The organism is Blastococcus sp. SYSU DS1024, from assembly GCF_054050795.1.
Genome location: NZ_JBJHAA010000003.1, coordinates 230,142 through 249,248, shown reverse-complemented (window position 1 = coordinate 249,248; position 19,107 = coordinate 230,142). Strand labels below are relative to the sequence as shown.

16 protein-coding genes and 1 tRNA gene are annotated in these 19,107 nt (G+C 74.9%); 5 read left to right on the top strand and 12 right to left on the bottom strand.

Annotation, left to right across the window (positions count from 1 at the left end; genetic code table 11):
• Nucleotides 1–11: 11 nt before the first annotated feature.
• A complete protein-coding gene (locus tag ACI79S_RS04550) occupies nucleotides 12–512 on the top strand; it encodes a GNAT family N-acetyltransferase (RefSeq protein WP_456592250.1) in 501 nt (166 codons plus the stop codon).
• Here ACI79S_RS04550 and ACI79S_RS04545 read toward each other — a convergent pair.
• Nucleotides 463–1,788 (bottom strand): DUF2252 domain-containing protein, encoded by a 1,326-nt coding sequence (locus tag ACI79S_RS04545; RefSeq protein ID WP_456592249.1) that lies wholly within the window; start codon nucleotides 1,786–1,788, stop codon nucleotides 463–465. The genes ACI79S_RS04550 and ACI79S_RS04545 overlap by 50 nt on opposite strands.
• 95 nt (nucleotides 1,789–1,883) lie before the next feature.
• Here ACI79S_RS04545 and ACI79S_RS04540 point away from each other — a divergent pair, with 95 nt between their 5' ends.
• Together ACI79S_RS04540 and ACI79S_RS04535 are read left to right on the top strand one after the other, a co-directional pair.
• On the top strand, nucleotides 1,884–2,915 hold the full coding sequence (locus ACI79S_RS04540) for an SGNH/GDSL hydrolase family protein (protein WP_456592248.1): 1,032 nt from the start codon (nucleotides 1,884–1,886) through the stop codon (nucleotides 2,913–2,915).
• 121 nt (nucleotides 2,916–3,036) lie between these two features.
• The gene (locus tag ACI79S_RS04535; RefSeq protein ID WP_456592247.1) at nucleotides 3,037–4,257 is read left to right on the top strand and encodes an acetyl-CoA C-acetyltransferase; all 1,221 of its coding nucleotides are present in this window, start codon (nucleotides 3,037–3,039) and stop codon (nucleotides 4,255–4,257) included.
• A 71-nt stretch (nucleotides 4,258–4,328) separates the two neighbouring features.
• Here the strand turns inward: ACI79S_RS04535 and ACI79S_RS04530 are convergent, their stop codons facing one another.
• Complete coding sequence (locus ACI79S_RS04530; RefSeq protein WP_456592246.1) at nucleotides 4,329–5,177, bottom strand: Bax inhibitor-1/YccA family membrane protein; 849 nt, start codon at nucleotides 5,175–5,177, stop codon at nucleotides 4,329–4,331.
• Between the two features lie 268 nt (nucleotides 5,178–5,445).
• Between ACI79S_RS04530 and ACI79S_RS04525 the strand changes: the two genes are divergently transcribed.
• Nucleotides 5,446–6,705 carry a MalY/PatB family protein gene (locus ACI79S_RS04525; RefSeq protein ID WP_456592245.1) on the top strand — a complete coding sequence of 420 codons (1,260 nt, stop codon included), beginning with the start codon at nucleotides 5,446–5,448 and terminating at the stop codon, nucleotides 6,703–6,705.
• A gap of 22 nt (nucleotides 6,706–6,727) precedes the next feature.
• On the opposite strand, the gene ACI79S_RS04520 is transcribed toward ACI79S_RS04525, so the two are convergent.
• Nucleotides 6,728–6,801 (bottom strand) — tRNA-Leu (locus ACI79S_RS04520).
• Between the two features lie 142 nt (nucleotides 6,802–6,943).
• Between ACI79S_RS04520 and ACI79S_RS04515 the strand changes: the two genes are divergently transcribed.
• Nucleotides 6,944–7,843, top strand: coding sequence for an alpha/beta hydrolase (locus ACI79S_RS04515; protein ID WP_456592244.1), 900 nt, complete (start codon nucleotides 6,944–6,946; stop codon nucleotides 7,841–7,843).
• Here ACI79S_RS04515 and ACI79S_RS04510 read toward each other — a convergent pair whose 3' ends face one another.
• The 9 genes from ACI79S_RS04510 to mfd all read right to left on the bottom strand — a co-directional run bounded on the left by ACI79S_RS04510 (nucleotide 7,844) and on the right by mfd (nucleotide 19,079).
• Nucleotides 7,844–8,605, bottom strand: coding sequence for a uracil-DNA glycosylase (locus ACI79S_RS04510; RefSeq protein ID WP_456592243.1), 762 nt, complete (start codon nucleotides 8,603–8,605; stop codon nucleotides 7,844–7,846). It abuts the gene before it with no gap.
• A 63-nt stretch (nucleotides 8,606–8,668) separates the two neighbouring features.
• Nucleotides 8,669–9,619: a Ppx/GppA phosphatase family protein gene (locus tag ACI79S_RS04505; RefSeq protein WP_456592242.1), complete on the bottom strand. Its 951-nt coding sequence runs from the start codon at nucleotides 9,617–9,619 to the stop codon at nucleotides 8,669–8,671.
• Nucleotides 9,616–10,098 carry a DUF501 domain-containing protein gene (locus ACI79S_RS04500; RefSeq protein WP_456592241.1) on the bottom strand — a complete coding sequence of 161 codons (483 nt, stop codon included), beginning with the start codon at nucleotides 10,096–10,098 and terminating at the stop codon, nucleotides 9,616–9,618. The genes ACI79S_RS04505 and ACI79S_RS04500 overlap by 4 nt, the downstream gene beginning before the upstream one ends.
• Nucleotides 10,099–10,192: 94 nt before the next feature.
• Nucleotides 10,193–10,789: a septum formation initiator family protein gene (locus tag ACI79S_RS04495; protein ID WP_456592240.1), complete on the bottom strand. Its 597-nt coding sequence runs from the start codon at nucleotides 10,787–10,789 to the stop codon at nucleotides 10,193–10,195.
• Nucleotides 10,790–10,799: 10 nt separating this feature from the next.
• Entirely contained in the window at nucleotides 10,800–12,077 is a 1,278-nt protein-coding gene (eno, locus tag ACI79S_RS04490; protein ID WP_456592239.1) for a phosphopyruvate hydratase, read from the bottom strand.
• 61 nt (nucleotides 12,078–12,138) lie between these two features.
• The gene (locus tag ACI79S_RS04485; protein WP_456592238.1) at nucleotides 12,139–13,539 is read right to left on the bottom strand and encodes a mechanosensitive ion channel family protein; all 1,401 of its coding nucleotides are present in this window, start codon (nucleotides 13,537–13,539) and stop codon (nucleotides 12,139–12,141) included.
• 24 nt (nucleotides 13,540–13,563) lie between these two features.
• Nucleotides 13,564–14,490, bottom strand: coding sequence for a MazG family protein (locus ACI79S_RS04480; RefSeq protein ID WP_456592237.1), 927 nt, complete (start codon nucleotides 14,488–14,490; stop codon nucleotides 13,564–13,566).
• Between the two features lie 4 nt (nucleotides 14,491–14,494).
• The gene (locus ACI79S_RS04475) at nucleotides 14,495–15,475 is read right to left on the bottom strand and encodes a SurA N-terminal domain-containing protein (protein WP_456592312.1); all 981 of its coding nucleotides are present in this window, start codon (nucleotides 15,473–15,475) and stop codon (nucleotides 14,495–14,497) included.
• 61 nt (nucleotides 15,476–15,536) lie between these two features.
• Nucleotides 15,537–19,079, bottom strand: coding sequence for a transcription-repair coupling factor (mfd, locus tag ACI79S_RS04470; RefSeq protein ID WP_456592236.1), 3,543 nt, complete (start codon nucleotides 19,077–19,079; stop codon nucleotides 15,537–15,539).
• Between the last annotated feature and the right edge of the window lie 28 nt (nucleotides 19,080–19,107).

Genomic DNA, 19,107 nt, shown 5'->3' with positions numbered 1-19,107 from the left:
ACACTGCCGGGGTGGACGTCGACGAGGTGCTGCCCGAGACCACGTACGCGCTCCGGGCCGCCGTGCTGCGACCGGACGGCGGGACGATCACCTGGGCGGGCGACGAGCATCCCGACACCGTCCACCTCGCCGCCCGCCAGGACGGTGCGGTGATCGGCGTGGTCCGGTTCTCCCCGGCTCCCTGCCCGTACCGCCCCGGCAGCCGGGCGCCCTGGCAGTTGCGCGGCATGGCGACGGACCCCGCCGTTCGTGGAACCGGCATCGGGCGGGCCCTGGTCGAGCACGGCCTGGACCGGCTCGCCGACCTCGGCGCCGACCTGGTCTGGTGCGACGCCCGCACGACCGTCGTCGGGTTCTACGAGCGCACGGGGTCCCGCGTCGTCGGCGAGAAGTTCGACAAGCCGGAACTCGGACCGCACATCGGGATGCTGGTCGAGGTCAGACGCCCGGCAGCGGGGGCCGTCAGCCGCTGGAGCGGATCCCCGGGATCAGCCCCGCCCGGAAGGCGTTGACGAAGAGCCGGTGGTCCTCCTGCGTGCGGTGGGCGTAGTCGTGCGCGAAGGCGACCAGGTCGGCGACGAACTCCTCCCGCCGGTCGCCGATCATCGCGGTGATCGCCTCCTCGGTCTGGAACGGCACGAGGGTGTGGTCGCTGTCGGCGTCGCCCACGCAGTGCAGCTTCGCCGTCGCCCGCCCGAGCTGCTCCAGGACCGGGCGGATGTCGGCGGGCTCGGTGAGGTCCTCCCACTCGAGGTCGAGCTCGTAGGGCGACAGCTCCGCGACGACGAAGCCCGTGCCGCGGATGTCGGTGTAACCCAGGAACTGGGAGGCGTGCGACTGCAGCGCGCGCCGGCTCAGCGCCGTCCGGTGGCCCTCGTGCGCGAAGTACCCGCGGATGCGCGGGTCGTCGACGACCCGGCCGGGGGCGGGCACGTTGCCCTGCTTGACCGACAGGACGACGTCGTTCTCCAGCGCCTGGTCGTAGCCCTCCAGCAGGACGTTGTAGGCCGGCAGCCCCGCGCTGCCGATGCCGAAGCCACCGGTGCCGATGAGGTCCTTGACGTCGTACGCGACCTCGCGCCGCCACGGCCGGGGCGGCAGCGTCGCCTTGTACCGCTCCAGCGCCGCGAGCACCTCCTGGTGCTCGGCGTCGTCCAGCCGGCGGTTGCGCGCGGAGTCCGCGAAGCGGCGCGCGTCGCCCTCGACCACGGTCATCCGCTGCAGCAGCCCCAGGCGGGTGCGGGTGGCCGTGCGGCGGATCAGCTCGTGCACGGCGCCGTGGGTGTTGCCGGCCACCAGGGCGAACTCGCGGTCGGCGTCCGACCGGGTGAAGGCCGCCACCTGGTCGAGCCACGCGCGCAGGTAGACGGCGAGCAGTTCACTGATCACCTCGTCGGAGAACGCCTTGCGCCACGCCATGAGCGCGAAGCTGGCGACGAAGCGGCGCAGGTCCCAGCTGACGTGCCCGAGGTACGCCTCGTCGAAGTCGTTGACGTCGAAGACGATCCGGCCGTTGGCGTCCATGTACGTGCCGAAGTTCTCCGCGTGCAGGTCACCGTGGATCCACACCCGGGACGTCCGCTCGTCGCACCAGCGATCCTCGGACGTCGCCATGTCCGCGTAGAACAGGGGGGCGCTGCCCCGGTAGAAGGCGAACGGATCGGCCGCCATCTTGCGGAACTTGGTGCGGAAGGCGTCGGCATCGGCGTCCATGAGGTCACCGAAGGCATCGACCAGGACGCCGACGATCTGCCGCGTCCGCTCGTCGGTCGGCGCAGCGGAGCTCATACCAGGGAGGGATGGGGGCACAGGTTGCACCGTAGGGGGCCGATAACGTCGGTGGTGCCCCGATGACGTCGGCACCGACCAGGCAGGGAGGGACCATGACGCGCACCGCCACGGCCCGACGACTGGCCACCGGTGCCGCCTACGGCGGCGGTGGGGTCGGTCTGGCCGGAGCTGCCCTGGTCGCCCTCCTCCGCGAGGAGGCGCGCGTGGCCCGCCGCAAGGTCGAGGCCCGCACGTACAAGGAGGACCCCCCGTCGGGCGACGGCGTCTACGGGCGGGGTGGCGGTGAGCCGATCGTGCTGGCGGTCCTGGGCGACTCGAGCGCCGTCGGGCTGGGGGTGCACCGCGCCGCCGAGACCCCCGGCGTGCTCGTCGCCGCGGGGCTGGCCGAGCTCGCCGAGCGCCCCGTGCGGCTGGTGCGCCTGGCCAAGTCCGGTGCCCGCGCCGCCGACCTCGAGGTGCAGGTCGACCGCGCGCTGGCCGAGCGCCCCGCGGTCGCGGTCATCATGATCGGCGCCAACGACGTCACCGCCCGCACCCCCACGTCGGTCTCGGTCAGCCACCTCACCGACGCCGTCCGCCGGCTGACCGCGGCCGGCTGCGAGGTCGTCGTCGGCACCTGCCCCGACCTGGGCACCATCCGGCCGATCGCGCAGCCGCTGCGCACGCTGGCCCGGCGCTGGAGCCGGCAGATGGCCGCGGCGCAGACGATCGCCGTGGTCGAGGCCGGGGGGCGCACCGTGTCGCTCGGCTCGCTGCTGGGCCCGGCGTTCGCGTCGGACTCCAGCATGTTCAGCGTCGACGAGTTCCACCCGAGCGCGGCGGGCTATGCGGCGGCGGCTGCGGTGCTGCTGCCCTCGGTCGCCGACGCCCTCGGCGTGTGGCCGACGCGGGCCGACCGCGGCCTGCGCTCGCTGCGCCGCCAGACGGTCAAGCCGGTCGCCCGCGCCGCGGCCCGGGCGGTGAACCGTCCCGGGACCGAGGTCCAGGCCGCCGAGGTGGCCGGCTCGGAGACCGGGCCCCGCGGTCCGTGGGCGCTGCTGCGCCGCCGCCGGCCGACGGGGGTGCCGACCCCGGAGCAGGCCGAGCACGCCGAGAGCGACCCGCTCGCCGGGCAGACGAGGTGACCCCGGCCACACCGGCGTCCTCCTGACCTGGGGCCGGGCCCCGGTCCGCCCGGCCGGGGTAGTTTCCGAGGTGACCGACGTCCGGCGCGCCGCGTCCGGACCCCCTCACCGTGGAGGAACCATGCCCGAAGCCGTCATCGTCTCGACCGCGCGTTCCCCCATCGGCCGCGCGTTCAAGGGGTCGCTCAAGGACATGCGGCCCGACGACCTCGCCGCCGCGGTCATCCGGGCCGCGCTCGACAAGGTGCCCGCCCTCGACCCGCGCGACATCGACGACCTCATGCTCGGCTGCGGCCTCCCCGGTGGGGAGCAGGGCTACAACATGGGCCGCGTCGTCAGCGTGCTGCTGGGGATGGACCACCTGCCCGGCACGACGATCACCCGCTACTGCTCCTCGTCCCTGCAGACGACCCGCATGGCCATGCACGCCATCAAGGCCGGCGAGGGCGACGTCTTCATCTCCGCCGGCGTGGAGACCGTCTCGCGGTTCGTGAAGGGCAACAGCGACTCGCTGCCCGACACGCAGAACGCGGTGTTCGCCGACGCCCAGGCCCGGGTGGCCAAGGTGGCCGAGAGCGGCGCCGACTCCTGGACCGACCCGCGGGAGAACGGCAACGTCCCCGACGTCTACATCGCCATGGGGCAGACGGCGGAGAACCTGGCGCTGCTCAAGGGCGTCACCCGCCAGGAGATGGACGAGTTCGCCGTCCGCAGCCAGAACCTCGCCGAGGAGTCGATCAACAACGGCTTCTGGGAGCGGGAGATCGTCCCGATCACGCTCCCCGACGGCACCGTCGTCACCAAGGACGACGGCCCGCGGCCGGGCACCACGCTCGAGGGGATCTCCGGCCTCAAGCCGGTCTTCCGCCCCGACGGCCGGGTCACCGCCGGCAACGCCTGCCCGCTCAACGACGGCGCCTCGGCCGTGGTGATCATGAGCGACACCAAGGCCCGCGAGCTCGGCCTGACCCCGCTCGCCCGGGTGGTCTCCACCGCGGTCACCGGCCTCTCGCCGGAGATCATGGGCTACGGGCCGGTCGACGCCTCGAAGCTCGCGCTCCAGCGGGCCGGCATGACGATCGACGACATCGACCTGGTCGAGATCAACGAGGCGTTCGCCGCGCAGGTCATCCCCAGCTACCGCGACCTGGACATCCCGATCGAGAAGCTGAACGTGCACGGCGGCGCCATCGCCGTCGGCCACCCCTTCGGCAGCACCGGCGCCCGCATCACCGGGACGCTGATCAACGGCCTGCGGACGAAGGACAAGACGTTCGGCCTGGAGACCATGTGCGTCGGTGGCGGCATGGGCATGGCGATGGTGCTGGAGCGCCTCTCCTGAGGTAGCCCCCGGACATGACAGTGGCCCGGCCCCCTCGCGGGGACCGGGCCACTGTCATGTGGTGCGGAGGCTCACTCGTCCTGGAAGTAGGAGAGCAGCCGCAGGATCTCCAGGTACAGCCAGATGACCGTGATGAGCAGGCCGAAGGCGATGTACCAGGCGAACTTCGCCGGAGCGCCGCGGCGGATCGCCTCGTCGGCCATGTCGAAGTCGAGCAGCAGCGTGAACGCCGCGACACCGATCACGACGAGGCTGAAGACGATGGCCAGCGGGCCGCCGTCGCGCAGGCCCAGGCCACCCTCGACGAAGAAACCGGCGAGAAGGTTGACCACGACGAGCACCAGCACGCCGATGAGCGCACCGACGATCCAGCGGGTCAGCTTGGGGGTGACCCGGATGGCGCCGGTCTTGTAGATCACCAGCATGCCGGCGAAGACACCGAAGGTGCCGATCAGCGCCTGCATGACGATGCCCGAGCCGAACTGGAGGCTGAACACCTCGCTGATCGCGCCCAGCGCGACGCCGTACAGCGCGCCGTAGGAGAGCGTCGCGACCGGGCTGGCGATCTGCTTGAAGGCGATCACCAGGCCGAGCACCAGCGCGACGAGCACGGCCGGGAGGGCGAGCGCCATGGCGGCGGTGCCGGGCATCGCCCAGGTGAGCGCCGCGGCGACGACGGTCACCAGGAACGACAGACCCGTCTTGGTGACGACGTCGTCCATCGTCATGTAGCGGGTTTCCTCGGTCGTCCCGTACGGGGACGGCGCGGCGTACTGCTCCTGCTGCGGCGCCGGGGCGCCGTACTGCGGGGCCCCGTACTGGGGGGCGCCGTACTGGGGCTGGTTGCCCCAACCGGCGTACTGCTGGCCGGGGCCCGCGTTGCCGAACCCACGGCTGAACGCCGGGTTCCTACTGGCCATCGTCATCTCCTCGAGGTGACTCGTCGGTCGTGGAGCCTGATCGCGCACTCCACTCGGTCGGGTCAACGCCCGACACGCCCACAGCGTTCCACAGCTGCCGCAGATCCGGATCACCCCCGCGGGTGCGGGTCGGGAAACCGGTCGCAGACACTCCCCCGTCCGGCACGGCACCATCGGCGGCGCTCACCCGGCGGGCTCGGCGAGGGGTGCCCGATGCTGTCCTCGCCGCCCGCCCGCCCTGCCGACCGCACCCGATCGGAGCACCTCCATGACCGCCGACATGCCCCCCGGTCCTTCGACGGCTGCCCCCGGCCGGGAGGCCGGGGCGCGGCCGGCCAACCCGTTCCTGCAGGTGCCCCTGGAGGACCTGCGCCGGCGGACGAGCGTGAAGTGGCGCACCCACCCGGCGGATGTGCTGCCGCTGTGGGTCGCCGAGATGGACGTCGCCCTCGCACGCCCCGTCCGCGAGGCGCTGCACCGCGCGGTCGACGCGGGCGACACCGGCTACCACGCAGGACGGGAGTACCCGGAGGCGGTGGCCGCCTTCGCGGCCGACCGGTGGGGCTGGACCGGCATCGACCCGGGCCGCACGGCTGTCGTGCCCGACGTGATGATGGGCATCGTGGAGGTGCTCCGCCTCGTCACCGGTCCCGGCGACGTCGTGGTGGTGACCCCGCCGGTGTACGCGCCCTTCTACGCCTTCGTCGAGCACGCCGGGCGCCCTGTCGTGGAGGCGCCGCTGGACCCGCGCGGCCGCCTGGACCCCGAGGCGCTGGACGCCGCCTTCGCCGCAGCCAGCGCCCGCAGCGCCCACCCGGCGTTCCTGCTGTGCAACCCGCACAACCCCACCGGTGCCGTGCACACCCGCGCCGAGCTCGAGTCCGTCGCCGCACTCGCCCAGCGACACGGCGTGCGCGTCGTCTCCGACGAGATCCACGCGCCGCTCGTCCTCCCCGGTGCCCGCTTCGTGCCCTACCTGAGCGTCGTCGACGACGGCTTCGCGCTGATGTCGGCGTCGAAGGCGTGGAACCTGGCAGGTCTCAAGGCGGCCGTGGTCGTCGCCGGGCCGGAGGCGGCCGCGGACCTGGCCCGCCTCCCGGAGGAGGTCGGCCACGGGGCCAGCCACCTCGGCGTCATCGCGCACACCGCGGCCTTCCGCGAGGCCGGCGGCTGGCTGGATGCGGTGCTCGCCGCCCTCGACGAGAACCGGCGGCTGCTGCAGCAGCTGGTGGCCGAGCACCTCCCCACGACGACGCTGCGCGCACCGGAGGGGACCTACCTGGCCTGGGTGGACTGCCGTCCGCTGGGCCTCCCGCCCGAGTCCCCCAGCGGCGGCCGCGCCGTCGTGAGCGACCTGGACGGGCCGGCACGGTTCTTCCTGGACCACGCACGGGTGGCCCTGAGCTCGGGCCACGTCTTCGGCACCGGGGGCGCCGGGCACGTGCGCATCAACATCGCCACCTCGCCCGCCGTGCTGAGCGAGGCGCTGGCACGCATGGGCCGAGCGATCGCGGCCCGGACCTCGTAGACCACCCCACCCGCCCTGGTCGTGCCCCCGGTCGGGTTCGAACCGACACTGGAACCCTTTTAAGGGGCCTGCCTCTGCCAGTTGGGCTACGGGGGCGCGGTCCGCACGCTAGCTGGCCGGCGCCGCGGGCACCGGGGTGCCCGTACGGTGACCGCGCTGCCCCTTCCCCCGACCGGAGGCTCCCGTTGGTCACCACGCCGCCGCCCTGCACCACGGCGTCCCGGGCACGGAGCGCCCGGTGACGCCCCCGCAGCTGCCGGCCGGCGCCATGCGCCGGATCGTGCGCACCCTCGTGCGCCCCGTGCTCGGCGCGCGCGTGCCGGTGGGCGCGCAACGGCGGTGGCTGGACCTGGTCAGCGCGCCGATCCCGCCGGCCCAGGGGGTGGGGATCCGCCGCGGCGAGCTCGGCGGCCGGGCCACCGAGGTCATGCTCCCCGCGACGACGTCGACCGGCGACGTGCTGTACCTGCACGGCGGCGGCTTCACCACCGGTTCGTTCGCCACCCACCGCACGCTGGCGAGTCACCTGGCGGCCGCCTCCGGCGCGACGGTGCACCTGCTGGACTACCGGCTGGCCCCCGAGCGCCCCTACCCCGCGGCGCTGGACGACGCGCTGGCCGCATACCGCGACCTGCAGGGGCGCGTGGGCTCGCCGGAGCGCACGGTGCTCGCCGGCGACTCGGCGGGTGGCTGGCTCGCCCTGACCGCGGCGCTGCGGCTGCGCGACGCCGGCGACCCGCTGCCCGCGGCGCTGGGGCTGGTCTCACCGTGGCTGGACCTCTCCGGCGCCGACCGGCGCGACGACCTGCGCGATCCCATGCTGCAGCCGGCGTGGCTGGCCCGGTGCGCCGCGGACTTCGCCCCCGGCCGCGATCTGCGCGCGCCGGAGCTCGCGCCCCTGGCCGCGGACCTGACCGGCCTCCCGCCGCTGGTCGTGCAGGTGGGCAGCGAGGAGATCCTGCTCGAGGAGTCGGTGCGGCTGGCCCGGCGGGCCCGGGACGCCGGCGTGGCGGTGGACCTGCGCCGGTTCGACGGCCTCTGGCACGTCTTCCACGTGTCGGCCGGCTCCGTGCGGGAGTCCACCGCCGCCGTCACCGCGCTGGGTGAGGCGCTGGGCGGGCACCTGCGGCCCCGCTGATCAACCGGCCGCCAGCTGGGTCGCCCGGGTGAGGACGGCGTCCAGCATCGGCTCGGTGAGCTTGCCGGTGAAGGTGTTCTGCTGGCTGACGTGGTAGCTGCCCAGCAGGGTCAGCGGGCCGCGGGGTCCGGTCAGCTGCACCTCGACCCCGTGCCCGAACGCCGGCCGCGGGCGCGGCAGCGCGTACCCGGCGGCGGCGAGCACCGGCCACAGCGCCGTCCAGCCGAAACCGCCGAGGACGACGACCACCCGCAGCCGGGGCAGCAGCTCCAGCTCGCGGGCCAGCCACGGTGAGCAGGTGTCCCGCTCCTCGGGGGTGGGCGCGTTGGCCGGCGGGGCGCAACGCACCGCGGCGGCCACCCGCACGTCGGTGAGCTCCAGCCCGTCGCCGACGTGCGTCGACGTCGGCTGGTTGGCCAGGCCCGCCCGCCACAGCGCGGCGAAGATCCAGTCACCGCTGCGGTCGCCGGTGAAGACCCGGCCGGTGCGGTTCCCGCCGTGCGCGGCCGGCGCCAGGCCGACGACGGCGATCCGCGCGTCGGCGGGTCCCAGGCCCGGCACCGGGCGGCCCCAGTAGTCCTGGTCGCGGAACGACGCCCGCTTGACCCGGGCGACCTCCTCGCGCCACGCCACGAGTCGCGGGCAGGCGTAGCAGCCGGAGATGCGCTCGTCGAGGACCGGCAGCTCACGCGCAGCGCGGGCGCTGCGCGCCACCCCGGCGGGGGTGCGGGTGACGGGGAAACCCCCGGCGTCCAGGGGCATCAGGCGGCCCCGGTGCAGGGGCCTGCGGCGAGCCTGCGAGGCGTGGGGGGCACCGGGGTCCTTCTACGAGCGGGCCAGGCGCAGCGCGATGCCGTCGAGGATGTCGTGCTCGCTGACGGTGACCTCGGCCAGGCCGAACTCGTCCATGAGCACCCGCAGGATCAGCGCGCCGGCGCCGATGACGTCGACCCGGCCCGGGTGCATCACCGGCTCGGCGGCGCGGCTCGCCCGGGTGGCCCCCAGCAGGTCCGCGGCGACCCGGCGGACGTCGGCCACCGGGATGCGTGAGCCGTGGATCGCCGCCGAGTCGTAGGTGGGCAGGCCCAGAGCCAGGGCCGCCACGGTGGTGACCGACCCGGCCAGCCCCACCAGGCTCGCCGCCTTCCCCACCGGCACCTCGGCGCGCACCTGGGCCAGGGCGGCGCGGATGTCGCGCTCGGTGCGTGCGATCTGCTCCGGCGTGGGCGGGTCGTCGCGCAGGTGCCGCTCGGTGAGCCGCACGCAGCCGATGTCGACCGAGCGGGCCGCGGTCACGCCGTCGGCGTCCCCGAGCACGAACTCGGTGGAGCCGCCGCCGATGTCGACGACGAGCCAGGGCGCCGGGGCGGGCTCCAGCCCGTGCGCGGCGGCCGCGGCGGCGATCGACCCGGTGGCACCCAGGAAGGAGAGCTCGGCCTCCTCCCGGCCGGTCACGACGTCGGGCGTGCGCCCCAGGGTGGCCCGCACCATGCCCTCGAAGTCGGCGCGGTTCGCCGCGTCCCGGGTGGCGCTGGTGGCGACCATCCGGACGCCGGTGGCGCCCAGCTCGCGGGCTGCCGCGGCGTACTCGGCCAGCACCGCACGGGTGCGCTCGATCGCCTCCGGGGCGAGCCGGCCGGTCGCGTCCACGCCCTGGCCGAGGCGCACGACCTCCATCCGCCGCAGCAGGTCGGTGTGCCCGCCCTCCTCCGGCACGTCGGCCACGAGCAGCCGGATGGAGTTGGTGCCGCAGTCGATCGCCGCGACCCGCGTCATGCGTCGTCCTGGGAGCCGGGGCCCTCGGGGCGGGCGCACGGACCCCTGGCCCACCACTCGCCCATCTCGGCGACCGCGCGGTCGCCGATCGGGTTGACGCCGGGGCCGGCGGCCAGCGCGTGGCCGGCCAGCGCGTGCAGGCACTTGACCCGGTCGGGCATGCCGCCGGCCGTGGTGCGGGTGGGCAGCACGTCCTTCGCGTCGCGCGCGGCGAGGTAGGCCTCGTGCGCGGCCCGGTAGCCGGCGGCGAGCTCTGGGTCGGTGCCCAGCTCCGCCTGCCACTCCCGCATCCGGCCGGTCGACTCCAGCCGGCTCGCGGCGGCCGAGGCCCGCGGGCAGGTGAGGTAGTAGAGCGTCGGGAACGGCGTGCCGTCCTCCAGCCGCGGCGAGGTCTCGACCACGTCCGGCTGGCCGCAGGGGCACCGGTGCGCGACGCCGGCCAGCGCCCGGGGCGGGCGGCCGAGCTGCCGGGCGACCACCTCCCGGTCCTCCTCGCTGACGGGGCCGGAACGACCCCGCTGCAGGGGACCGGGCCGGGCTTGCGGGGTCTGGCGGGTAGCGGGGTCCTTCATCTCACTCCGCCGTCCCCTCGTCGTCCGGCTCGTCGACCGCGCCGCCGTCGGCCTCGGCCACCGACCGCATCAGCCCTTCGTACCAGGGCAGCGGCCCCGGGTCCGCGGCGGCCGCCAGCGTCCCGGCGTCACCCTCGACGGCGTCCCCGTCGACGACGAGGACCAGCCGGTCGCCGGGGAGGACGTAGGAGAGCCGCTCCCGCGCCTGCCGCTGGGCGTAGGCGGGGTCGGCCTGCCGCGTCAGCTCCCCCTGCAGCTCGGCGACCCGCGCGTCGAGCTGCCGGCCCTCCGCGGCCAGCCGGGCGAGCTCCGCCTGGCCGGCCAGGTACTGCCGGATCGGCCCGGCCAGGGTGAGCGCGAGCAGCAGCACCAGCCCGACGAGCACCACGGCGCGGCCGGTGAACAGCGGGCGGCGCCGCGGCGCGGCCGCGGTGGCCGGCCGGCGCTCCGGGCGGCGGTTGGGACGCCGCTGCGCAGGACGGTTGGACGCCCCCGAGCGCAGCCCCGTGCGGACCGGCCGCGAGTGGTGCACGCGCGGCACCCGGCCGGTCGCGCGCCGCCCCTCGCTCCCGCCCCGCCGGCCGCGAACGCTGCTCATCGGCCCCCGCTCAGCCGTTCAGCCGCGGGAAGGCGGCGGCACCGGCGTAGCGGGCCGCGTCGTCGAGCTCCTCCTCGATGCGCAGCAGCTGGTTGTACTTGGCCACCCGCTCGCTGCGGGCCGGGGCACCGGTCTTGATCTGCCCGCAGTCGGTGGCGACGGCGAGGTCGGCGATCGTGGTGTCCTCGGTCTCGCCGGAGCGGTGGCTCATCATGCAGCGGTAGCCGCTGCGGTGGGCCAGGTTCACCGCGTCGAGGGTCTCGGTGAGCGTGCCGATCTGGTTCACCTTCACCAGCAGGGCGTTGGCCGCGCCGCGGGCGATGCCGTCGGCCAGGCGGGTCGGGTTGGTGACGAACAGGTCGTCGCCGACCAGCTGCACGCGGTCGCCGAGCGCGGCGGTCAGGGCGATCCAGCCGTCCCAGTCCTCCTCGTCGAGCGGGTCCTCGATGGAGACGACCGGGTAGGCGTCGACCAGGCCGCGGTAGTAGTCGACGAGGTACTCCGCCGACCGGCTCTGGCCCTCGAAGTCGTAGCCCCCGTCCGTGTGGAACTCGGTGGCGGCGACGTCGAGCGCGAAGGCGATGTCGGTGCCGACGGCGTAGCCGGCCTTCTCCACGGCCTCGGCGATGAGGTCCAGGGCATCCCGGTTGCTCGGCAGGTCGGGCGCGAAGCCGCCCTCGTCGCCCAGCCCGGTGGAGAGCCCGCGGCCCTTCAGCACCGCCTTGAGCGCGTGGTAGGTCTCGGTGCCCATGGCCAGCGCCTCGGCGAAGGTGGCCGCCCCGATGGGGGCGATCATGAACTCCTGCACGTCGACGTTGCTGTCGGCGTGGGCGCCGCCGTTGAGGATGTTCATCATCGGCACCGGCAGCAGGTGCGCCGAGGGGCCGCCGACGTAGCGGAACAGCGGGAGGCCCGTGGAGTCCGCGGCGGCCCGCGCGACGGCGAGGCTGACGCCGAGGATGGCGTTGGCGCCCAGGCGGGACTTGTCGGGCGTGCCGTCGAGGTCGAGCAGGCGCTGGTCGATCAGCCGCTGCTCGCTGGCCTCGTAGCCGACCAGCTCGGGGCCGATCACGTCGAGGACGCCGTCGACGGCCCTGGTCACTCCCTTGCCGCCGTAGCGCTCACCCCCGTCCCGCAGCTCGACCGCCTCGAAGGCGCCCGTGGAGGCCCCGCTGGGCACGGCGGCCCGGGCGATCGTCCCGTCGTCGAGGGCGACCTCGACCTCCACGGTGGGGTTTCCGCGCGAGTCGAGGATCTCCCGCGCGCCTACGGCATCGATGCTCGGCACGGGGGCAGCCTAACCAGCCGGAACGGTCGGCGAGGCCCTCCCCCGGCCGCGCCCCGCCGGATCAGTGCGCCGGCGGGGCCGGCTTCTGCTCCGCGGTCCCCTCGTCCGCGGCCGTCCGGTCGTGGCGCGCCCGCTCGGCCTGGTCCTCCTCGCTCGGCCCGCTGAACGCCTGGGAGCGCTTGCGGGCCTCCAGGCTGCCGGTGAACAGCCCCTCGCTGGTCGAGGGCCCGCGGCCCGGTGGGCGCGCCGGCCGGGGTGCGGTGCGGGGGTCGGGAGCCGGGCGCCGTCCGCTCCGCCCGGCGGTCTCGTACCCGGCGGCGCCCTCGTTCCGGACGCGCGGCAGGGCGTGCGGGGCCTCCCGCTGCAACCAGCCGACGAGCCCCTCGCGAACGGCGCAGCGCAGGTCGAACAGCGTCCCCGCGTCCTGGGCGCTGACCAGCACGCGGACCCGCACGAGCGCACCGACGGCGTCGGTCACCTGCAGGACCTTGACCCGCTGGTCCCAGTTCTCGTCACCGGCGACCAGCCGGTCGAGCTCCTCGCGCATCCGGTCGAACGGCGTCGTCCAGTCCACGTCGAGCTCGACGGCGCCGAGGACGGCGGACTCCTTGCGGGTCCAGTTCTGGAACGGCGTGGTGGTGAAGTACGTCGAGGGCAGCACCAGGCGCCGGTCGTCCCAGATGTGCACGACGACGTAGGTCAGGGTGATCTCCTCGATCCGCCCCCACTCGTCCTCCACGACGACCACGTCGTCGACCCGGATGGCGTCGGTGAAGGCCAGCTGCAGGCCGGCGAAGACGTTGGCCAGCGAGGTCTGGGCGGCCAGGCCGGCGACGATCGAGATGACGCCCGCGCTGGCGAGGATGCTGGCGCCGGCGGCGCGGGCGCCGGGGAAGGTCAGCAGCATCGCCGCGACCGTGAGCACGGCGACGAGGACGGCGGCCAGCCGGCGCAGCAGCGAGATCTGGGTGCGCACCCGCCGGGCGTGCCGGTTGTCCGCGACGTCGACGTCGTACCGGGCCAGCCAGGCGTCGGCCGCGACGAAGACGGCCACCGCGACCAGCCAGCCGACGGTCGCGATCACCGCGAGCACGAGCGCGTGGACGACGACCTCCGACCACTCCCCCAGCTCGTTGGCCGCCTCCAGGACGACGGTCAGCGCCAGCAGCACCAGCAGCGCGCGCAGCGGGGTGCGGCCCCGGCGGGAGAGGTCGGCGGTCACGGGCGAGCCGCGGCCCACCCGCCGGACCACGACGCCGATGAGGACGCCGAGCAGCCAGGCCGCCACGGCGGCACCGGCGCAGACGAGGAGGATCTGCCAGGTCTCGGACGGCATCAGGCCGGACACGCCCTCGACGGCGTCGTCGGGGCCGACCGGGTCGACGGCAGGGGCGGAGAGCGTGTCGGACAGCGGAGCGGCTCCTTCCGAGGAGGATTCACGCAGCGTGCACCGGGCTGCCACGCTAGCCAGCCGGCGCGTCCCCCGTCAGCTCGAGGCCGGCCGGTCGGGCCGGTGCGCGGCGGCGTCCAGCTCCCCGGCGTAGCGGCGCACCGCCTCCCGCAGCGCGTCCTCCACGTCCCACCCGCGCGCCTCGGCGGCGGCGACGACGGCCAGCAGGCGCTCGCCGAGCGCCTCGGGGCTCGCGTCGGCCAGCTCGGCCGGCTGCGGCGTGGGGAGCCCGGCCCGACCGGCCCGGCGCACCAGGGCCGCTCCCCACGAGGCCGCGGGCTGCGAGCGGGAGACGCCCTCGGTGGGCGAGCGGCGCTGCTTCTCGGCCTTCTTGATCTCGTCCCAGCCGGCCTCCACCTGGGCGACATCACGCGGCCCGGCGTCGCCGAACACGTGCGGGTGCCGGCGGACGAGCTTGTCCACCAGGTCACCGGCGACGTCGTCGACGTCGAAGCGCCGCTGCTCCCCCGCCTCGGCGGCGACGCGGGCGTGGAAGACCACCTGCAGCAGCACGTCGCCGAGTTCCTCGCGCATCGCCACCGGGTCGTCGTCGACGATCGCGTCGTAGGCCTCGTGCGCCTCCTCCAGCAGGTAGCCGCGCAGCGAGGCGTGGGTCTGCTCGGCGTCCCACGGGCACCCGCCGGGTGAGCGCAGCCGGTCCATCACCGCGACGACGTCGAGCAGGCGCACCCCGGCGGGCTCCGGCGCCGCGGCGGCGAGCTCCGCACCGGGGACCGGCTCCCCGGCGGGGACCAGCAGGACGACGTCGCCGGCCAGGGCGCCGGCGGCGGCGACGTCGGGCACCTCGGCCACGGCCAGCCCGTCGGCGCGCAGCAGCGCCGCGGTACCGGCGGCCCCGGGCAGGGCGGCCAGCGGGCGCCCCGCGGAGACCGCCCGCCAGCCGGCGGGGCTCAGCAGGCCGGGGATGCGGGGGCTGACGGGGACGGCGAGCGCGACGGGCACCCGGTCAGTCTGCCGAAGCAGCCGCCGGCGCATCGTCGAGGAGGTCGACCACCCCGCTCTGGGCCGGCAGCAGGCGCCCCTCCTCGTAGGTCCCGTAGCGGGGGTTGACCGCGATGTCGAGGTCGGCCCGGACCTCGTCGAGCAGCGGCCGGACCGCCGCCTCCGCCTGCGCCCCGGCCTCCTCGACCAGTTGCGGCCGCAGCTCCTCGAAGGACGGGTAGGCGGTGCCGGCGCGGAAGGCGACGACGACCCCGCCCGTCTCGGGCACCGGGACCGCGACCGCCGTCCCCGGCTCGGCCGTGACGAGGGGCGCGCTCAGCGAGGGCGGCAGCTCGTCGGCCGGCCGGCGACCGAGCTCCGGCAGCGTGTACGGGCCGGGGAACCGCGCGGCCACCGCGGCGTAGCGGGCCGGGTCGGCGGTCAGCTCCGCGACCACGGCGGTGGCCGTGGCCTGGTCCGGCACGGTGACGTAGCCGAACTCGACCTGGCCCAGCTCCTCGCGGACCTCCTGGTACCGGGCGCGCAGGGCAGCCTCGTCCAGCGGGTCCGCCACCCCTTCCGCGGCGGCGATCTCCTGCCGCACCAGCTGCTGGCGCACGCTCTCCCGGACGTCCGCCCGGCCGATGCCCTGCTCGGCGAGCCGCGCGTAGACGGCCTCGGGGTCGTCGTCGCCGAGCAGCTCCTCGATCCGGCGGGTCACCTCGGTGTCGGTGACCTGCACGCCGTAGCGCTCGGCCGCGGCGTCGTGCACCTCGCCCTCGACAAGCAGGCCCAGCACCCGGCGGGTGAGCTCCTCCTCCCGACCCTGCGCGGTGGCGGCCACACCGGCGTCGTCGAGCCGGTCGGCGACCTCGGCCTCGAGCTCCGCGACGCCGATCCGCTCGTCCCCCACGTAGGCGGCGACGTCCGGCGCCGACCGGCACCCGGTCAGGGCGAGGACGGCCAGGAGCAGGGCGGTGCTGGCACGGGCGGCCCGGTGGTGCATCACGCCGGGAGACTCCCACACCGGCTGTGACCTGCGACGCACGCCGCCGGCGAGCCCTGGCTCAGGAGGCGGCGGCCACCGGCTGACCGAGGACCGCCGTCAGCGTCGCGTGCAGGTTCTCCAGCAGGGCGACGTCGCGCAACGGCGTCCGGCGGTCGGGGCCGACCGGCACCTTGAGCGAGATGGTCCGCACGGCCGCCTTGTACGAGGCACCGTCGGCCAGCCGGGCCAGGCGCATCTGCTTGGACTCCGGCAGGTCGACCGGGCCCACCCGGATGTTCCGGCCCTGCAGCGACACCTCGGTGATGCCGAGCGACCGCATGGCCACCCGGAAGCGGGCCACCGCGAGCAGGTTGAGCACCGGCGCCGGTGCGGCCCCGTACCGGTCGGTGAGCTCGTCGAGCACCGCCTGCGCCTGCTCCTCGTCCTGGATCGAGGCCACCTTGCGGTAGGCCTCCATGCGCAGCCGCTCGCCGGGCACGTAGTCGTGCGGCAGGTGCGCGTCCACCGGCAGGTCGACGCGGACCTCCACCGGCTCGGCGGGGGCCTCCTCGCCGGTCACCTGCGCCCGGTAGTCGGCCACTGCCTCGCCGACCAGCCGGACGTAGAGGTCGAAGCCGACGCCGGCGATGTGCCCGGACTGCTCGCCGCCGAGCAGGTTCCCCGAGCCGCGGATCTCCAGGTCCTTCATCGCCACCGCCATGCCTGCGCCGAGGTCGGTGTTGTTGGCGATCGTGGTCAGCCGGTCCACCGAGGTCTCGGTGAGCGTGCGCGTCGGGTCGTAGGTGAAGTAGGCGTACGCCCGCTCCCGCCCTCGGCCGACGCGGCCGCGGATCTGGTGCAGCTGGGAGAGGCCGAAGGTGTCGGCGCGGTCGACGATCAGGGTGTTGGCGTTGGGGATGTCCAGGCCGGACTCGACGATCGTCGTCGCGACCAGGACGTCGTACTCCTTCTCCCAGAAGCCGACCATGATCCGCTCGAGCTCGTGCTCCTTCATCTGGCCGTGCCCGACGGCGATCCGGGCCTCGGGCACCAGGTGGCGGATCTTCGCCGCGGCCTTGTCGATCGACTGCACCCGGTTGTGGATCACGAACACCTGGCCGTCGCGGAGCAGCTCGCGGCGGATCGCCGCGGCCATCTGCTTGTCGCTCCACGCGCCCACGTAGGTGAGGACGGGGTGCCGCTCCTCGGGTGGGGTGAGGATCGTCGACATCTCGCGGATGCCGGTCAACGACATCTCCAGGGTGCGCGGGATCGGGGTGGCCGACATCGACAGGACGTCGACCGCCGTCCGCATCGTCTTCAGGTACTCCTTGTGCTCGACGCCGAAGCGCTGCTCCTCGTCGACGATGACCAGCCCGAGGTCCTTCCAGCGGGTCGTCGGCTGCAGCAGCCGGTGGGTGCCGACCAGGATGTCGATCTCGCCGGCGGCCAGCTGCCGGAGGATCTCGGTGGTCTCCTTGTCCGACTGGAACCGGGAGAGCACCTTCACCGTCACCGGGAACTGGGCGACCCGCTCGGAGAAGGTCTTGAAGTGCTGGTTGGCCAGCAGCGTCGTCGGCACCAGGACGGCCACCTGCTTGCCGTCCTGCACCGCCTTGAACGCGGCCCGGATCGCGATCTCGGTCTTCCCGTAGCCGACGTCGCCGCAGATGATCCGGTCCATCGGCACGGTCTGCTGCATGTCGGCCTTGACCTCGTCGATCGCGGCCAGCTGGTCGGGCGTCTCCTGGAACGGGAAGGCGTCCTCCAGCTCGCGCTGCCAGACGGTGTCGGGGCCGAAGGCGTGGCCCTGGGTGGCCATGCGCGCCGAGTACAGCCGGATCAGCTCGCCGGCGATCTGCTTGACCGCCTTGCGGGCGCTGCTCTTGGTCTTCTGCCAGTCGGCGCCGCCGAGCTTGGACAGCGCGGGCGCCTCCCCGCCGACGTACCGGGTGAGCTGGTCGAGGGCGTCGGTGGGCACGAAGAGCCGGTCCGGCGGCTGGTTCCGCCGCGACGGCGCGTACTCGACGATCAGGTAGTCGCGCTGCCCGCCGTTGACGGTGCGGCTGATCATCTCGATGTAGCGGCCGACGCCGTGCTGCTCGTGGACGACGAGGTCGCCGGGCTGGAGCTGCACCAGGTCGACGGCGTTGCGCCGGCGGGCGGGCATCTTCACCGCGTCGCGCATCGTCGTGCCGCGCTGGCCGGTCAGGTCGTGCTCGGTGACCAGCGCCAGGCCGACACCCGGGAAGGCGAACCCCGCCTCGAGGTTGCCCTGGGTGACGTGGGTGAGCCCGGCGTCCGGGGCGGCGGCGAGGTCGGGCACCAGCCGGACGCCGATCTCGGCCTCGGTGAGCTGGTCGGCGGCCCGCTGGGCGGGGCCGGGGCCGGCGAAGGTGACGACGACCCGCCACCCGTCGCGGTGCCAGCTCCGCATGCGCTCGACGGCGGCGCCCTGGTCGCCGTGGAACCGCTCGACGGGGCTCGCGTCGAGGGTGACCTGGTGCTCGTCGTCCTCCGCCTGCAGCGTGAAGGCGCCGGTGGTCCACCACGGCAGCCCGCGGGTGCGTGCGGCGGCCTCGACGTCGGCGAGGTCGCGGAAGGACGACGCACCGAGGTCCAGCGGCGCCTCCCCTGCCTCGGCCGCCGTCGCCCACGACGCGGCGAGGAACTCCTCGGCGGTGCGCACCAGGTCGGCCGCCCGGCTGCGGACCCGCTCGGGGTCGCACACCAGGACGTGCGTGCCCGCGGGCACCAGGTCGGTGAGCAGCTGCATGGCTTCGTTCCCGATGAGGGCGGGGGTCAGCGACTCCATGCCCTCGACGGCGATGCCCTCGGCGAGCTTGCCCAGGACCTCGATCAGACCCGGGTGCAGATGAGCCAGCGCCGCGGCGCGGGCCCGCACCTCCTCGGTGAGCAGCAGCTCGCGGCACGGCGGTGCCCACAGCCGCTCGGGGCGCTCGTCCAGCGAGCGCTGGTCGGCGGCGGAGAAGTAGCGCAGCTCGTCGACCTCGTCGCCCCAGAACTCCACGCGCACCGGGTGCGGCTCGGTGGGCGGGAAGACGTCGAGCAGCCCGCCGCGGACGGCGAACTCGCCGCGCTTCTCGACCAGCTCGACCCGGGTGTAGGCGGCGTCGGAGAGCGCCTGGGCGACGTCGTCCAGCTCGGCGGAGTCCCCGGCCTTCAGCTCGACGGGCACCAGATCGCCGAGCCCGGGGGCCAGCGGCTGCAGGACGCTCCGGACCGGCGCGACCAGCACGTCGATCGCGCCGTTCTGCCCGGGGTGGGTGAGGTCGCGCAGGATCGCCAGCCGCCGGCCGACGGTGTCCGCCCGCGGGCTGAGCCGCTCGTGCGGCAGCGTCTCCCAGGCGGGGAAGGTCTCCACCCGGCGGTCGGGCAGGAAGCAGCGGAGCAGGTCCGCCGCGGCGTCGGCGTCGCGCTCCCCCGCCGTCACCAGGAGGACGGGCACCCCGGCGCCGCCACGCGCGGCGAGCGCGGCAGCCACCAGCGGCTGCACGGACGGCGGCGCGGTGACCGCCAGCTCGGCGTTCCCGGCGGCGGCGACCACGCGGGCCATGCCGGGATCGGTGAGGACGACGTCGAGCACGCCGCGCAGGGTCACGCTTCTTCTTCTCCCGGGGATCGGATCG

Excerpts from the sequence above, each read along its gene's own strand:
- ACI79S_RS04545 (WP_456592249.1), bottom strand. The coding sequence starts at position 1,788 with ATGAGCTCCGCTGCGCCGACCGACGAGCGGACGCGGCAGATCGTCGGC.
- ACI79S_RS04540 (WP_456592248.1), top strand. The coding sequence starts at position 1,884 with ATGACGCGCACCGCCACGGCCCGACGACTGGCCACCGGTGCCGCCTAC.
- ACI79S_RS04535 (WP_456592247.1), top strand. The coding sequence starts at position 3,037 with ATGCCCGAAGCCGTCATCGTCTCGACCGCGCGTTCCCCCATCGGCCGC.
- ACI79S_RS04530 (WP_456592246.1), bottom strand. The coding sequence starts at position 5,177 with ATGGCCAGTAGGAACCCGGCGTTCAGCCGTGGGTTCGGCAACGCGGGC.
- ACI79S_RS04525 (WP_456592245.1), top strand. The coding sequence starts at position 5,446 with ATGACCGCCGACATGCCCCCCGGTCCTTCGACGGCTGCCCCCGGCCGG.
- ACI79S_RS04510 (WP_456592243.1), bottom strand. The coding sequence starts at position 8,605 with ATGCCCCTGGACGCCGGGGGTTTCCCCGTCACCCGCACCCCCGCCGGG.
- ACI79S_RS04505 (WP_456592242.1), bottom strand. The coding sequence starts at position 9,619 with ATGACGCGGGTCGCGGCGATCGACTGCGGCACCAACTCCATCCGGCTG.
- ACI79S_RS04495 (WP_456592240.1), bottom strand. The coding sequence starts at position 10,789 with ATGAGCAGCGTTCGCGGCCGGCGGGGCGGGAGCGAGGGGCGGCGCGCG.
- ACI79S_RS04475 (WP_456592312.1), bottom strand. The coding sequence starts at position 15,475 with ATGCACCACCGGGCCGCCCGTGCCAGCACCGCCCTGCTCCTGGCCGTC.